This window comes from Psychroflexus salarius, from assembly GCF_900129035.1.
GTDB classification, from domain to species: Bacteria; Bacteroidota; Bacteroidia; order Flavobacteriales; family Flavobacteriaceae; genus Psychroflexus; species Psychroflexus salarius.
The window spans coordinates 48,558-63,104 of record NZ_FQTW01000002.1; the positions used below are offsets into that span (position 1 = coordinate 48,558).

Here is a 14,547-nt window from a genome sequence, read left to right on the forward strand (position 1 = left end):
TAGTCGGTTTAGAAAGTTTATGAGAATATGAGTTAGTTATTCTCTTTAAATTTATCAAATTCAGATTTTTCATCTTCAGATGTAGGCCAGACATTATTAGTGGTATCAACATCAGCTGTTTCTAAGTTAGGATCAACAAGTATTTCTGTAATTTGTTTTTCCGATAAAATTGCCTTTGTTACACTCTTATCATTTTTTCGCCATACTTGAACTGGATAACGCTTCATTTCAGTTGAACCATCCGCATAAGTGAATTTAACTATGATTGGCATTACTAAACCACCTGGTTTATTAAAAGTAACTTCATAAACATAATTAGGCATTTCCATGGCATTAATTTCAGCTTGTGAAAAATTATCCATCAAATATTGGTTAAGTTTAGGTGCATTTTTAAGCGGATCGCCTGATAAATCTATTTCTTCAGCTTCTTCAGAAGAAGTGTCTAATAAATAGACCGCGTCTTTGGTACGTTCATTTTCAGCAGGATTTGTAATCCCATAACGCGCTAAAAGAGCTTTTCCTTCTTCGGTTGGTGTGTTGGTTAAAACGTAAGATTTAACATCTTCAACCCCAATATCCACATAATCTGTGGTGTAAAACCAGCCTCTCCAAAACCAATCTAGTTCTACAGCAGAAGCATCTTCCATCGTTCTGAAGAAATCTTCTGGTGTTGGGTGTTTAAACATCCAACGTTGAGCGAAAGTTTTAAAAGAGTAATCGAATAAATCATGCCCCATAATAGTCTCTCTTAAGATGTTAAGAGCTGTTGCAGGCTTTCCGTAGGCATTGTTTCCAAGTTGATAAACTTGTTCTGGGTTAGTCATGATCGGTGAAATGTAGTCCTGATTACCTTTCATGTAATTAACAATTTTACTCGGCTCACCTCGACGACTTGGGTATTTATCTAGAGTTCCATTATTAGATTCAAGAATTTCTGGATACTCTTTAGCAAATTCTTGTTCTGATAAGTATTGCATAAAGGTATTAAGACCTTCATCCATCCAACCCCATTGACGCTCATCAGAATTAACAATCATCGGGAAGAAATTGTGACCAACTTCGTGGATAATAACACTTACCATACCATATTTTGCACGATCTGTGATGGTGCCATCTGGATTAGGACGACCATAATTCCAGCAAATCATTGGATATTCCATCCCTTGGCTTTTGGCATGAACCGAAATTGCTTTGTGGTATGGATACTTAAATGTAAAGTTACTGTAAGTTTTTAATGTACTTGCCACAGCGCGAGTTGACCAATCTTCCCATAAAGGATTACCTTCTTTAGGGTAAAGCGAAACCGCCATCACGTCTTTATCGCCAACTTTTACAGCCATCATATCCCAAATAAACTTTCTTGAAGTTGCAAACCCAAAGTCACGAACATTTTCGGCTTTAAACTCCCATGTTTTGGTTTGGTCTGAAAAACCTTTTTCTGCTTCGATGGCTTCATCTTCGGTAACTATTACGACAGGTTCATTATAAGATGTTTTAGCTTTTTCAAAACGGTCTAACATTTTATCTGAAAATACTTCTTTACGATTTTGTAATTCTCCTGTGGCATCTAAAATATGATCGGCTGGAACAGTTATATTAACCTCGTAATTACCGAATGGTAAAGCAAACTCTCCACTACCCCAAAATTGATAATTTTGCCAGCCTTCTTTATCATTATAAACCGCCATTCGTGGAAAAAACTGTGCTATGACATAGGCACGATTACCATCTTCCGGGAAAAATTCATAGCCTGAACGTCCGCCATCATTAACGTGATCATTGATGTTATAATTCCACTTGATTGAAAATTCAAATGAATCACCAGACTCTAATGGTTCTGATAAGTTGATACGCATCATAGTGTAATTAATGGTATGTGACAATGCTTGACCATCATGCGTAACCGATTCAATATTAAAACCGCCATCAAAGCCTTCTGTCATATGTGAGTTAACAAAACCACTTGGTGTTGTTATTGGTGCAAAACCACTACCATTTTTTTTACCAGCTGGACTATCTTTTTGGCGAATGTTTTGGTCTAATTGTACCCAAAGATATTCTAAATCGTCTGGAGAGTTGTTAGTGTAGGTAATGGTTTCTTGACCGTAAAGTTTAGTATTTTTATCGTCAAGTATGATATCCATCTCATAATCTGCACGGTTTTGGTAATATCTATAGCCAGGAGCACCAGCTGCATTTCTATAAACATTTGGTGTAGCAAACTCATCGTAGAGTTGTCTAAACTTATTTTGATTGGTGTGACCTTCTTCTTTTTCAGTTTCTTTTTCTTGAGCAAATGTGAATCCGCTAACGAAGAGAGTAAACATTAAAAAGTAGAGTAATGATTGCTTTTGCATGATCTATTAATTTAAATGTAGTGTTTTAGTTTCTAAATCTTTTTCTAAAATAAAACTTTGCCTAAAGTTTTGGGCTGTAAAATGAATTAAATTTTTTTGTGTCTTAAACAAATCTATTAAAATTTCATCTTTGATTGTAATTTTTGAAAATGGTTTAATGTCATTAATTTCTATAAATAGAAACACCATATCATCTTTATATTTAAAACCAAGATAGTTGAGTTTTGTAGATTTACCATCAACTTCAACTGAGAACTTTTGATTTATGTAACGTTCGATGTATGTTTCGGTTTCTTCGATTTCATTGCCTTCAATTAAAACAAAAGGTTTTTGGTAGCGTTTTTTGAGTACATTTTCAAAATCGTCTACAAACACACGAGAAATAATTTGAATACTATTTTGGTCTTCAATGTAGTCAACATCTGTAACACTTAAGTAGTACTCGTGTTTTGAGGCTGAAAAACTCATTAGAAAACTTAAAATAAAAGCTAAGTTGATGTTCATTGATTAAACTTTAGGCGTTTATAGTTTTTTGCTTTTTCTTGAATTGAATCATAAACAGCCAATTTATTGTTTCGAAGTGTTTTAAGTAAACTTAAATCTTCGGCACAATAATACAGAAAATCTTCAACATAAAGCGAATCAATTTCTAAACTCTCAACAAGGTATTTTTGTGTGAAATAGCCTTTTAGTTTAGCTTGACGTCTAGATATGATATTATTCTGCCTTAATCGCTTTAATTCGGCTAAATCACCATTTAAGGCCATAATGATATAATCTAAAGGGATTGAAGTTGCCGGACCAATGCTAAACCGGCTTACACGCTTAAGTTCACGTTGAGGATAACTTAAACGCCGCGGTTTACTAAAACCTGTTATGCTTTTTTGATTAAAAGTGGTGTTTTTAATTTGTTGAGCATCTTTTTCTATGAATCCCGTTAAATCATATTGACTTAATACGACTTCTGGCAATTGATTAATTTCAATTTTTAAAGGAATTTCAACGACTTGATGAAAATCGGATGCTTTGATAATTCGGTAAGCAAACTCATGCTTTATTGATAAAAAAACCACACTATCATTCACTTCAGCCGGAATACTAAATCGACCATTTTTTCTTGTAGTTGTGCCTTGCTTGTTACTAATATTAACAATATTGATTTGGTAATTATCTAATGAATCAGCTATAATTTCACCTTCAAAAATTTGTGCATAATTGAAGCCAAAACTTAAAAATAAGAGCAAGCCAACACATTTATTCATTAGACTGCTTTAAGTTATATTTACTTTTCCTGTAGGGCACTACTTTTGCTTTTATAGCTTCAATAATTTTAAGACGGTCTTTTTGTCTTACTAAATTCAGCAATTGTGAGTCCTCAGCACAGAAGTAGGCAAAATCATCTTTATACATCAAGTCTAATTTAAAAAAATTGACCATTAATGAGTCGGTAATAAATGGCAAGACCATTTGTTGATTTCTTTGCTGTTTGGCATACTTTATGCGACGTTTTAATGATGCCATTTGACCGTTAAATTGCATAATCATTAAAGCTAAAGGTCCAGATGTTTGCACGGCATATAACTGACGCTGTACAGGAGTTAAACGTCGCGGTTTACTAAATCCAAATCTAGCTTTTTGATCTATATATTCAACTTCGACTTGGCTGATATCTTTAGCTACATCTCCAGTTAAGTCGTACGGATTTAACACCACTTCTGGGAGTTCGTTAATTTCAATTTTTAAAGGAACTTCAACCACTTGGTTAAAATCTGATGCTTTTATAATACGGTAGGCAAATTCATGTTTTACTGATGAAAAAACCACACTATCATTAACTTCAGCCGGAATTCTAAATCGGCCATTTTTTCGTGTGGTCGTCCCTTGCTTATTGGTAATGTTAACAATGTTAATTTGGTAATTGTCAAGTGAATCGGCTATGATTTTACCTTCAAAATAATTTTGAGCAAAACAAATGCTTAATCCTAGTAAGCAAAAAATGGCTAGCAAAGAGACTTTCAACTATTATCCTTTTTTAAATTGCTCGGCTTTTACAAGTAAAAATCGAATTAAATCAAGTTCGTTATCCTTCTTTAATAAATTTTCGGTCAAACCATTATTTTCAACAAAGTTGATAAATGCATTAATATTTTCTGGGTTTATGTTAAGCTGTTGTTTAAAAAACTCATCTTGAAAGATACCGCGAAGTTGTTTTTGAGTTCTTGTTTTGGGTTGCTTAGAAGCCAAATCTTCTTTAAAAATAGCTCTAAACATATTAGCAACATTTAACCCATTTTTTATAAACCTTACTTCTGTAGGGCTTTCTTGCACGGTAATTGGCACGTAATTAGGATTATTAGCCTCGTAACTTTGCATAATTTCTCTTGTATCACTAAGGCGCGGATTAACATCAACTAAATTAATTTTTTCTAAATCAACTTCAATATTACCATTTAAGTCATAAGGTGTTACCACAACTTCTTCAAGCTCATTCACGCCAACATTAATCGTGATAATCATTTGCTTAGAGTTTATAATTCCACGATCTACAACAACACTAAAGTCCTGATATTGAACGGCTTTAAATTCAATTTTATCATCCAGACCTACCGCTAATTTAAAACTTCCGTCTGCATTGGTTATGGTGCCATATCCTGTAGTACTGTTGAGAACTTCAATTAAAGAAGCTTGCTCATTTTTTGGAACAATAACTTTACCTTCAATTGAAATCCTGTTTTGCGCAACAACGCTAAAACCAATTAAAAAAAATAATAATATTTTATTCATGATGTAAGTTTATTTAAAAGTATTAAATGTCTATTAAAATACTGAAATTTATAGGCATAAACTTTTGTTAAGCTGTCGACAATGCTAAATTTACACTAAAAAAGATGAACTGCATTATTGCAAGCACTTCAACTATTCATGGCTCTAATTACCTTGAATATTTAAAACCAAAGTTAATTGATTTCTTCAAGCAAAAATCAAAACTTGTATTTATTCCTTTTGCAAGACCAAGTGGAATAAGTCATGACGAATATACCACAAAAGTAAAACAAGCTTTAGGTGATGTGTTCACTGAAATAAAAGGTTTACATGAGTTTAAGCATCCCATTGAAGCCATTACCCAAGCTGAAGCCATTTTTACAGGTGGTGGCAACACCTTTTTGTTAGTTAAAGAACTACATCAAAAAGGTTTAATGGAGCCTTTGGCTAATGCTATACGAAAAGGTACAAATTACTTAGGAACTTCAGCTGGCAGTAACATTTGTGGACCAAATATGAAAACGACTAACGATATGCCCATAGTTTATCCGCCAAGCTTTGAAACACTGGGCTTACTTAACTTCAACATCAACGCTCACTATTTAGACCCAGATCCAAATTCTACCCATAAAGGTGAAACTCGCGAAACACGTCTTAAAGAGTTTCTTACACAAAACAAACAATCTGTAGTTGGCTTACGCGAAGGCGCTTACTTAGAAACTAAAGATCAAAAAATTACATTAAAAGGTAACTTAAGCGCACGTATTTTTGAAGTTGATAAATTGCCTTATGAATTACAGCCTGAACAAACTTTAAATTACTTGTAATGGATTTTCAAAATCTGCTGAATATCATATACAAAGATTGTAAAAGTGCTTCAACTGAAGGTAAAGTTGCTAATTACATTCCAGAGTTAGCAAAAATAAATCCCAATAAATTCGGAATGGCTCTAATAACAAAAGATGAAAGCCTTTACAGTGTTGGCGATTCTGCTGAAGCTTTTTCTATACAGAGTATTGTAAAAGTAATAAGTTTGTGTATAGCTAAAGAATATCTTGGTAAAGACTTGTGGAAGCGTGTTTCTGTAGAGCCTAGCGGCACGCCATTTAATTCGCTAACAGAACTTGAACGCGAGAATGGCATCCCTAGAAATCCGTTTATTAACGCTGGTGCTTTAGTTGTAACAGACGTTCTAATTGATATCTTAGAACATCCTAAACAAGACTTTTTAAAGTTTGTACGTCGATTAACCAAAGACAATAGCATTAACTACAACGCTGAAGTTGCCAAAAGCGAACAAAAACACGGTTACCGCAACACAGCTTTAATCAACTATATGAAAGCTTTAGGTAATATTAATAACTCACCAGTTGAAGTTTTAGATTTGTATTATCACATGTGTGCAATTGAAATGAACTGTGAACAACTCGCCAAAACCTTTTTGGTATTTGCCAATCAAGGTCGCCTTGCAAATTCTGATGAGGAAGTTATTTCTGCTAAAAGCGTAAAACGAATTAACGCTATTATGCAGACCTGTGGCTTTTATGATGAAGCTGGAGAGTTTGCATACAAAGTTGGTTTGCCTGGTAAAAGCGGTGTAGGTGGCGGTATTGTGGCCGTACATCCTAATGCATATTCAGTAGCGGTTTGGAGTCCTAAACTTAATCAAAAAGGAAATTCACAATTAGGAATTTCTGCCTTAGAAAGTTTAACGACTTTATCAGGCTTGTCAGTTTTTTAAACCAAAGTGTTAAGAGGCTAATAAGTCAAGCCAATTTTTAAAATATTAGTTTAATTTCGCAATTTTAAAACAAATTTTATGAGCAATAAACCTAATAAAGTTCAAGATTTAATAGACAATAAATTTTTAGAAGAACGCAAAGTGTTTTTAAACGGTCAAGTTGATGGCAAAAGTGCTAAACACCTTATAGACCGTCTACTCTATTTAGATCTTCTAGAAACTAAGGATATTCAACTATACATTAATAGTCCAGGTGGTTATGTAACAGATGGTTTTGCTATTTACGATACCATAACTTCGCTTAAAAGTGATGTTTCAACCATTTGTTCTGGATTAGCTGCTTCAATGGGTTCAATCTTACTTTCGGTTGGTGCAAAAGGAAAACGTTACATTCAACCGCATGCTAAAGTCATGATTCACCAACCTTTGGGCGGCGCTCAAGGACAAGCTTCAAATATTGAAATACAAGCACGTGAAATTTTAAAAACTAAAGAGTTAAGTGCTCAAATCTTAGCTGATAATTGTGGCCAAGATTTTGATAAAGTCATGAAAGATTTTAGCCGTGATTATTGGATGGATGCTCAAGAGTCTCTAGATTACGGTATTGTTGATGGCATTTTAGAATAATTCTATGAAAATCTTACCCATTTCTGCTAAAGAATGTTTGCCACTAAGGCAAGAAGTTTTAAGAAATGGGAAAGATTTTAGCTTTTGTAAATTTAAAGGGGACACCTTAAACAACGCCTGTCACCTAGGTGCCTTTAAACAACAAAACTTAGTTGGTATTGTTAGTTTATTTGAAACTAAACTAACTCACTTTAAAACCGCTTCGCAATATCAATTGCGAGGTATGGCAATTAGCCCGAAATTTCAAAATCATGGCATAGGTAAAAGCCTATTAATAGCGGCTGAAAATTGGCTTATTAAAAAACAAATTGAATTAGTTTGGTGCAATGCTAGAACTTCAGCGCTTGATTTCTACAAAAAGCAGCATTACCAAAGCTTAGGTGAAGAGTTCCAGATTGAAGGTGTTGGACCACATTTTAAACTTTACAAATTTCTTTAATTGTGAAGCGATCAAGATTTTTACAACTCACAGGCTTTGCATCAGCTGTAATAGTAAATCCCTTGTTATTTCAACAAGACACAAATGCTACAATAAATCAATTATTGGGCTTAAATCAATCTCATTTAAATGCTCAAAAGACTTTAGAAAATCAAACTTACATCGCCTACTTAAAACTAAAAGATGCGGCTAAAAAAGATGGCATCGATTTAAAAATTGTTTCAGGTTACAGGAGTTTTCAGGATCAAAAGCGCATTTTTGAAACCAAATTTAAACGCAACAAATCTAATGGCTTATCTGACGCTGAAAATATCAAAAACATTATTAATTACTCTACAATACCAGGAACGTCAAGACATCATTGGGGTACAGATTTTGACATTATTGACGCTAAGGTAAAACAGCCAAAAGGTGACCTATTACTTGAAGAACATTATCATGGCAATGGTGTTTATTGCAAATTATTTGAATGGATGCAAAAACATGCCTCTAGCTATGGGTTTAAATTAGTCTACACCAATAATTTTCATCGCAAAGGCTTCAAATATGAGCCTTGGCACTACTCATATCAACCAGTAGCGAAAACTTATTTTTCAATACAGCAATCAAAAGAGTTCAAATCAAAATGGAATCAGCTTCAATTTGAAGGTAAAAATAGTATGACATCAAAAATTCTAAATAATTATTTTAAAGAACATCTTGGTCACATTAATCCGTCTTTAAAATAAAGCTTCATTTTCTTTTATTATTCATATTTTAGCACAAAAGAAACAAACCATGGATAAAAAAGTCATTTTAACCATTCTTGATGGTTGGGGCATTGCCAAAAACAAATCGGTTTCGGCCGTAGATGTTGCCAAAACGCCTTGCATGGATAAGCTGTATAAAACCTACGCTAATGCAACTTTACGCACAGACGGACTCAATGTTGGCTTACCTGAAGGCCAAATGGGAAACTCTGAAGTTGGCCATATGAATCTTGGCGCTGGACGTATTGTTTACCAAGACCTTGTAAAAATAAATAGGGCTGTTGAAAAAGATACACTTAAAGATGAGCCTGTTTTAGCACAAGCTTTTAACTATGCCATAGAAAATAACAAATCGGTTCACTTTTTAGGTTTGGTAAGTGACGGTGGCGTGCATTCTCACATCAAACACCTTGAAGGCCTTGTAAAAGCTGCAAATGACGCTGGTGTTCCAGAAAGTTTTATTCATGCCTTTACAGATGGTCGCGATGTTGACCCAAATTCAGGTAAAGATTTTATTAAATCGATTGAAGATTTCACTAAAAACTACAAAACTAAACTCTCTAGTATTATAGGAAGATATTATGCGATGGATCGTGACAAGCGTTGGGAACGCGTTGCTAAAGCCTATAATTTAATTGTTAATGCTAAAGCTGAAGTCAGCACTACAAACCCAGTTGAAGCCATTGAACAAAGTTATAATAGTAGCATCACAGACGAATTCATTGAACCTATAAAAATCGACTTAAAAGATTCTACCAATAACGGCCAAATTCAAAAAGGTGATGTCGTTATTTTTTTTAATTTTAGAACTGATCGCGGCCGACAATTAACGCAAGCACTAAGTCAAGAAGATTTTAAAGACGTTGGGATGTCTCATTTACCTTTGTATTTTGTGACCATGACACAATACGACGATACCTTTGAAAACATTAATGTGGTCTATAAAAAAGAACATCTAAAAGCAACTTTAGGTGAAGTCTTGGAGTATACTGGTAAATCTCAAATTCGCGCTGCTGAAACCGAAAAATATCCACATGTTACCTTTTTCTTTTCTGGCGGCCGCGAAACACCATTCAGAGATGAAAAACGCATTATGGTGAACTCACCAAAAGTAGCCACATATGATTTAAAACCTGAAATGAGCGCATTTGAATTACGGGATAAATTAGTGCCTGAAATTGAAAATGAAACAGCTGATTTTATGTGCATTAATTTTGCCAACCCAGATATGGTAGGCCACACAGGCGATTTTAATGCGGCTGTAAAAGCTTGCGAAACAGTTGATACTTGTTTACAAACATTGATTGATGCTGCAGAAAAAAACAACTATAGTGTAATTGTGATTGCCGATCACGGTAACAGCGAAACCATGAAAAATGAAGATGGTTCACCAAATACAGCTCATACAATTAATCCTGTGCCATTTATTTTGGTTGATAAAGACATAAAATCTGTTAAAGATGGTATTTTAGGTGATATTGCACCGACAATACTCGATTTAATGGGCATCAAACAACCAGATTTAATGACACAAAAATCCTTAATCTCATGAAAAATATCATCAAAATTTTACTCGTACTAATTGTTTCGGTAACTTCAACTGTAAACGAATTACAAGCCCAAAATTATGAAATCATGTTAGGCGAATTCAGTTTAGAAGAATTAAAAGCAACAAAAAATTCGACTTGGTTTCTAAAAGAATATAAAGCCTACAACCCAAATAATCGTATTTTAAATCAAATTACTTCACTCGAAAATCTAGAAGATTTAAACATTGAAATTTATTTAGGCACTTGGTGTCCAGATAGCCGACGTGAACTACCTAGATTAGTTAAAATTTTAGATTTAATCAATTTTGACAAAGATCAGTTAACAATGATTGGCGTTACAAGAAGTAAAAAAGTACCTGAAATTACTAAAGAAAAAGCCAAGCAACTAAATATCATAAATGTTCCAACCATCATAGTTTACAAAGATGGTAAAGAATTGAACCGTTTTGTTGAGTTTGCAGTAGAAACACTTGAAAAAGATTTGTTTAAAATTATGGCCGAACGTGACTACAAACACAGCTACGACTTTTAATAACTAACTATGATTTCACAAAAAAAGCCAATTATTGCCGTAGATTTTGACGGTACTATTGTAGAAAATAAATATCCTGGCATTGGTGAACCGATGCTGTTTGCATTTGAAACACTAAAAAAATTACAAGAAACAGGTCACATTTTAATATTATGGACCTACCGAAGCGGCAAAAGCCTTGAGGAAGCGGTCAACTTTTGTAAAGAAAATGGCATCGAGTTTTATGCTATTAACAGAAGTTATCCAGAAGAAGAATTTTCTGAAGAAATTAGTCGCAAAATACAAGCTGATATTTTTATTGATGATCGAAATATTGGCGGATTTTATGGTTGGGGAAATGTATATCGCGAATTAATCGGTGAAGATGATACATTTAAAAATAAACCAACAAAAAAGTCGAAAAAAGGACTGTTTAACAAACTTTTTAAATAACAATTAATGATTATCCCTAAATCTGAAGAAGAAATTGAGTTAATGCGTGAAAGTGCCCTTGTTGTTTCTAAAACATTAGGCATGATTGCCAAAGAAGTAAAACCAGGTGTTACCACGTTAGAACTTGACAAAAAAGCAGAAGAATTTATAAGAGATCATGGTGCAATCCCTGGATTTTTGGGTTTATATGATTTTCCAAATACACTTTGCATGAGTCCAAATGCCCAAGTTGTGCATGGTATTCCTAACAATAAAGCTTTAGAAGAAGGTGATATCATTTCTATAGATTGTGGCGCCATTAAAAATAATTTTTATGGAGACCATGCTTACACTTTTGAAGTTGGAGAGGTTAGCAAAGAAGTAAAACAACTTCTTGAGGTAACAAAAGCATCCTTATACAAAGGGATTGAGCAATTTAAACAAGGTAACCGTATTGGTGACGTCGGTTTTGCTATTCAAAAACATGCTGAAAAACATGGCTATGGTGTTGTTCGAGAACTCGTAGGTCATGGTATAGGTAAAACAATGCATGAAGATCCGGAAATGCCAAACTACGGCAAGCGTGGTCGTGGAAAACGTTTTGTTGAAGGTATGACGGTTGCCATAGAACCAATGATTAATTTAGGCACCAAACGTGTAAAACAACTCCCTGATGGTTGGACCATTTTAACAGCCGACATGAAACCAAGTGCCCACTTTGAACATGATGTGGCTTTAGTTAATGGAGAACCAAAATTATTATCAACTTTTGATTACATATATGAAGCTTTAGGGATTACTTCAAATGAAGAAAACCAATTTAAATTCTAATTTTCATATAATTAATAAAATATTTTTACTACTCCTTATAACACTTCACTATCAACATTTTAATTCATAATCTAAGGGCTGAATCGCTAGTTAACAAATGTTAACATTTATGTTTAATTTTTAACGCGGTCTTTTAAACAAAATAAGATTCTATTCTATATTTTTGGTTTTGTTAAACTTCATTATGGGAAATATAAAACAAAACTTCAGTATCAAGGATTTAGAATCTTTAAGTGGAATAAAAGCACACACCATCAGAATGTGGGAAAAACGTTATGGTGTACTGAAACCAAAACGAACTGACTCTAACATTAGAACTTATGATGTAAGTGGCCTACAAAAAATCTTAAACATCACATTTTTGAATGAAAACGGTTATAAAATTTCTCGGATTTCAAAAATGACAGATGATGAGATTAATAATTTAGTTAAAAACATTACCACTAGTAAAAGTAATATGAATCGTGCTTTAAAATCATTTAAAGTAGCGATGATGAATTTTGACCAAGCTTTATTCTTAAAAACTTACGATAATTTGCTTGAATCAAAAACTTTTGGAGAAATCTATAATGATGTTTTTATACCGTTGTTGCAAGAAATAGGATTTTTATGGCAGGCAGAGACGATTACTCCAGCGCATGAACAGTTTATTTCAACTTTAATTAAGCAAAAACTATTTATCAATATTGAGAAACTTCAATTTGAAGAACCTTCGAAAACCGATAAAGTTTTTGTTCTATTTTTACCTGAAGAAGAAATTCATGACATTGGACTATTTTACACCAATTATGAACTGCTTTTGCACGGTTATAAAGTTATATTTCTCGGTCAAAGTCTTCCGATGGATGATTTAACTTATTTATCTCAGCTTTTTGATAAAACTGTTTTTGTAAGTTATTTAACAGTGAAGCCAGAAAATATTGAAGATTATATAACTACTTTTAACAAAAAAGTTATTGCGGAAAGCAATGCCGAATACTGGTTGTTAGGAAGAAAATCAATTGAATTAATAGAAAGTAATTTCGAATTACCTCAACAAATTAAAAGTTTTAAAACCTTAAACGACCTAACATTAAATTTATAATATGAGTAAAAAAATTTCAATCATAGGTTCTGGTTTTTCATCGCTTTCAGCTGCTTGCTATTTAGCTAAAGCTGGATTTGAGGTAGAAATCTTCGAAAAAAATGATAACATTGGCGGTCGCGCAAGACAATTCAAAGCTGAAGGCTTTACCTTTGATATGGGTCCGTCTTGGTACTGGATGCCAGATGTGTTTGAACGCTTTTTCGCTGATTTTAATAAAAAACCTTCAGATTATTATTCACTTGACAAACTCGATCCAGGTTATCAGGTTGTGTTTGGAGAAGACGAGCATATCAAAATAGGTGATAATCTAGAAAAGATTTATAAAGTTTTTGACGAAGAGGAAAAGCATGGCGCTAGTAAATTAATGAAATTTATAAGTAATGCTCAAGAAAATTATGACATTGCCATTAAGGATTTAGTCTACAAGCCTGGTGTTTCAGCATTAGAATTAGTAACACCAAAAACTATAAAAAAACTTGGCGCCTTTTTTAGTACAGTAGATAAAGATGTTGAAAAAGCTTTTAAAAGTGATAAACTGAAACAAGTTTTAAAATTTCCTGTTTTGTTTCTAGGCGCGAAACCAAGTGAAACGCCTTCATTCTATAATTTTATGAATTATGCAGATTTTGGTTTAGGGACTTGGCATCCTAAAGGCGGTTTTTTTGAAGTAATCAAGGCAATGAAAAACCTAGCAGAATCACTTGGTGTAAAAGTTAATACTAGTTCTAATATTACTAAGATTGGCGTTAATGGTAACAGTGTTTCGCATTTAGAAGTTGATGGAGCACCAATTAATTGCGATATTGTTTTATCAGGTGCAGACTATCATCATACCGAAACATTATTAGAGCAAAAACACAGACAGTATTCTGAAGAATATTGGGATAAAAAAGTATTTGCGCCTTCCTCTTTATTATTTTATATTGGTTTTGATAAAAAAATTAAAAATGTAGAACATCACAATCTATATTTTGATGTAGATTTTAATCAACATGCCCATAGCATTTACACAAAACCTAAGTGGCCTAAAGAACCATTATTCTATGCCAATTTTACGTCTAAAACCGACCCAAACACAGCCCCAGATGGTTGTGAAAACGGTTTCTTCTTGGTCCCAATCGCACCTGGCTTAGAAGATACGGAAAGTTTAAGAAAGCAATACTTTGATATTGTCATGTCAAGGTTTGAAAAGTTAACCAAACAAAATGTTAGAGACCATATCATCTTCAAAAGAACATATTGTGTAGATGATTTTAAAGAAGACTATAATTCTTACAAAGGTAATGCTTATGGTATGGCAAACACTTTATTACAAACAGCCTTCTTAAGACCAAAACTAAAAAGCAAAAAAGTAAATAATCTTTATTTTACTGGGCAATTAACTGTTCCTGGACCAGGCGTACCACCAGCATTAATCTCAGGTAAGTTGGTTGCACAACTTATTGAAAAAAATTTATAAG

At 33.5% G+C, this 14,547-nt stretch carries 16 protein-coding genes; 11 read left to right on the top strand and 5 right to left on the bottom strand.

Annotated elements, in window-relative coordinates; genetic code table 11:
• Positions 1–32 precede the first annotated feature (32 nt).
• The 5 genes from BUB82_RS03415 to BUB82_RS03435 are packed head-to-tail and all read right to left on the bottom strand — an operon-like array spanning position 33 to position 5,141.
• Positions 33–2,357, bottom strand: a complete 2,325-nt coding sequence (locus tag BUB82_RS03415) for a M1 family metallopeptidase (protein ID WP_073192003.1) — start codon at positions 2,355–2,357, stop codon at positions 33–35.
• A 6-nt stretch (positions 2,358–2,363) separates the two neighbouring features.
• Positions 2,364–2,861: a DUF6702 family protein gene (locus tag BUB82_RS03420; RefSeq protein ID WP_073192004.1), complete on the bottom strand. Its 498-nt coding sequence runs from the start codon at positions 2,859–2,861 to the stop codon at positions 2,364–2,366.
• The gene (locus tag BUB82_RS03425) at positions 2,858–3,619 is read right to left on the bottom strand and encodes a hypothetical protein (protein WP_073192006.1); all 762 of its coding nucleotides are present in this window, start codon (positions 3,617–3,619) and stop codon (positions 2,858–2,860) included. Before BUB82_RS03425 ends, BUB82_RS03420 begins: the two co-directional genes overlap by 4 nt.
• Positions 3,612–4,376, bottom strand: coding sequence for a hypothetical protein (locus BUB82_RS03430; RefSeq protein ID WP_083574459.1), 765 nt, complete (start codon positions 4,374–4,376; stop codon positions 3,612–3,614). The genes BUB82_RS03425 and BUB82_RS03430 overlap by 8 nt, the downstream gene beginning before the upstream one ends.
• Before the next feature lie 3 nt (positions 4,377–4,379).
• Complete coding sequence (locus BUB82_RS03435) at positions 4,380–5,141, bottom strand: hypothetical protein (RefSeq protein WP_073192008.1); 762 nt, start codon at positions 5,139–5,141, stop codon at positions 4,380–4,382.
• Positions 5,142–5,245: 104 nt separating this feature from the next.
• Between BUB82_RS03435 and pepE the strand changes: the two genes are divergently transcribed.
• From pepE to BUB82_RS03490, 11 genes are all read left to right on the top strand, one after another.
• A complete protein-coding gene (gene pepE / locus BUB82_RS03440; protein ID WP_073192010.1) occupies positions 5,246–5,947 on the top strand; it encodes a dipeptidase PepE in 702 nt (233 codons plus the stop codon).
• Entirely contained in the window at positions 5,947–6,861 is a 915-nt protein-coding gene (locus tag BUB82_RS03445; RefSeq protein ID WP_073192012.1) for a glutaminase, read from the top strand. Before pepE ends, BUB82_RS03445 begins: the two co-directional genes overlap by 1 nt.
• A 78-nt stretch (positions 6,862–6,939) precedes the next feature.
• Positions 6,940–7,488, top strand: coding sequence for a ClpP family protease (locus BUB82_RS03450; protein ID WP_073192014.1), 549 nt, complete (start codon positions 6,940–6,942; stop codon positions 7,486–7,488).
• A 4-nt stretch (positions 7,489–7,492) separates the two neighbouring features.
• Entirely contained in the window at positions 7,493–7,927 is a 435-nt protein-coding gene (locus BUB82_RS03455) for a GNAT family N-acetyltransferase (RefSeq protein WP_073192016.1), read from the top strand.
• Between the two features lie 2 nt (positions 7,928–7,929).
• Positions 7,930–8,655: a M15 family metallopeptidase gene (locus BUB82_RS03460; protein WP_073192017.1), complete on the top strand. Its 726-nt coding sequence runs from the start codon at positions 7,930–7,932 to the stop codon at positions 8,653–8,655.
• Between the two features lie 49 nt (positions 8,656–8,704).
• Positions 8,705–10,228, top strand: coding sequence for a 2,3-bisphosphoglycerate-independent phosphoglycerate mutase (gene gpmI, locus BUB82_RS03465; RefSeq protein WP_073192019.1), 1,524 nt, complete (start codon positions 8,705–8,707; stop codon positions 10,226–10,228).
• Positions 10,225–10,758 (top strand): TlpA family protein disulfide reductase, encoded by a 534-nt coding sequence (locus tag BUB82_RS03470; RefSeq protein ID WP_073192021.1) that lies wholly within the window; start codon positions 10,225–10,227, stop codon positions 10,756–10,758. The genes gpmI and BUB82_RS03470 overlap by 4 nt, the downstream gene beginning before the upstream one ends.
• A gap of 9 nt (positions 10,759–10,767) precedes the next feature.
• Entirely contained in the window at positions 10,768–11,190 is a 423-nt protein-coding gene (locus BUB82_RS03475) for a BT0820 family HAD-type phosphatase (protein ID WP_073192022.1), read from the top strand.
• A 6-nt stretch (positions 11,191–11,196) separates the two neighbouring features.
• Positions 11,197–12,000, top strand: coding sequence for a type I methionyl aminopeptidase (gene map / locus BUB82_RS03480; RefSeq protein WP_073192024.1), 804 nt, complete (start codon positions 11,197–11,199; stop codon positions 11,998–12,000).
• Between the two features lie 184 nt (positions 12,001–12,184).
• Positions 12,185–13,084 (top strand): MerR family transcriptional regulator, encoded by a 900-nt coding sequence (locus BUB82_RS03485; protein ID WP_073192026.1) that lies wholly within the window; start codon positions 12,185–12,187, stop codon positions 13,082–13,084.
• A 1-nt stretch (position 13,085) separates the two neighbouring features.
• A complete protein-coding gene (locus BUB82_RS03490) occupies positions 13,086–14,546 on the top strand; it encodes a phytoene desaturase family protein (protein ID WP_073192028.1) in 1,461 nt (486 codons plus the stop codon).
• Position 14,547 lies beyond the last annotated feature (1 nt).

Excerpts from the sequence above, each read along its gene's own strand:
- BUB82_RS03455 (WP_073192016.1), top strand. The coding sequence starts at position 7,493 with ATGAAAATCTTACCCATTTCTGCTAAAGAATGTTTGCCACTAAGGCAA.
- gpmI (WP_073192019.1), top strand. The coding sequence starts at position 8,705 with ATGGATAAAAAAGTCATTTTAACCATTCTTGATGGTTGGGGCATTGCC.
- map (WP_073192024.1), top strand. The coding sequence starts at position 11,197 with ATGATTATCCCTAAATCTGAAGAAGAAATTGAGTTAATGCGTGAAAGT.
- BUB82_RS03420 (WP_073192004.1), bottom strand. The coding sequence starts at position 2,861 with ATGAACATCAACTTAGCTTTTATTTTAAGTTTTCTAATGAGTTTTTCA.
- BUB82_RS03485 (WP_073192026.1), top strand. The coding sequence starts at position 12,185 with ATGGGAAATATAAAACAAAACTTCAGTATCAAGGATTTAGAATCTTTA.
- BUB82_RS03435 (WP_073192008.1), bottom strand. The coding sequence starts at position 5,141 with ATGAATAAAATATTATTATTTTTTTTAATTGGTTTTAGCGTTGTTGCG.
- BUB82_RS03470 (WP_073192021.1), top strand. The coding sequence starts at position 10,225 with ATGAAAAATATCATCAAAATTTTACTCGTACTAATTGTTTCGGTAACT.
- BUB82_RS03490 (WP_073192028.1), top strand. The coding sequence starts at position 13,086 with ATGAGTAAAAAAATTTCAATCATAGGTTCTGGTTTTTCATCGCTTTCA.
- BUB82_RS03450 (WP_073192014.1), top strand. The coding sequence starts at position 6,940 with ATGAGCAATAAACCTAATAAAGTTCAAGATTTAATAGACAATAAATTT.
- BUB82_RS03445 (WP_073192012.1), top strand. The coding sequence starts at position 5,947 with ATGGATTTTCAAAATCTGCTGAATATCATATACAAAGATTGTAAAAGT.
- BUB82_RS03425 (WP_073192006.1), bottom strand. The coding sequence starts at position 3,619 with ATGAATAAATGTGTTGGCTTGCTCTTATTTTTAAGTTTTGGCTTCAAT.
- BUB82_RS03475 (WP_073192022.1), top strand. The coding sequence starts at position 10,768 with ATGATTTCACAAAAAAAGCCAATTATTGCCGTAGATTTTGACGGTACT.
- BUB82_RS03415 (WP_073192003.1), bottom strand. The coding sequence starts at position 2,357 with ATGCAAAAGCAATCATTACTCTACTTTTTAATGTTTACTCTCTTCGTT.
- pepE (WP_073192010.1), top strand. The coding sequence starts at position 5,246 with ATGAACTGCATTATTGCAAGCACTTCAACTATTCATGGCTCTAATTAC.